Consider the following 388-nt stretch of genomic DNA (forward strand, 5'->3'; position numbering starts at 1 on the left):
AATTGCTATCTTATATGGCAAGGTTAAATTACAGTTATAAGGATAAATACCTTTTAACAGCATCCATTCGTCAGGATGGTTCTTCAGTACTTCCTGTAGGTAATAAATATGCTGCTTATCCTTCTCTTGCGTTAGCTTGGAGAGTAAGTAAAGAAAAATTCATGGATAATATAAAATGGGTTGATGATCTTAAATTGAGAGTTGGTGTTGGTACTACAGGTAACTCTGCAATTACACCATACTTAAATCAGGGTCCTGTAATACAACTTTTTTATCCGTTTATTTCTTCTAATGCTGCTGGTAATATTCCTAACCCGAATTTGGCAAATCAAGACTTAAAATGGGAATCAACAACCCAATACAATCTTGCTTTTGATTTTTCTTTATT

The 388-nt window shown here is 33.2% G+C and carries 1 protein-coding gene; it reads left to right on the top strand.

Annotation, left to right across the window (positions count from 1 at the left end):
• A partial coding sequence (locus E3E25_RS11470; RefSeq protein WP_167893426.1) for a TonB-dependent receptor domain-containing protein occupies positions 1 to 388 on the top strand: 388 nt, incomplete at both ends.

It is taken from the genome of Thermococcus sp. MAR1, from assembly GCF_012027305.1.
Taxonomy (GTDB): Archaea; Methanobacteriota_B; Thermococci; order Thermococcales; family Thermococcaceae; genus Thermococcus.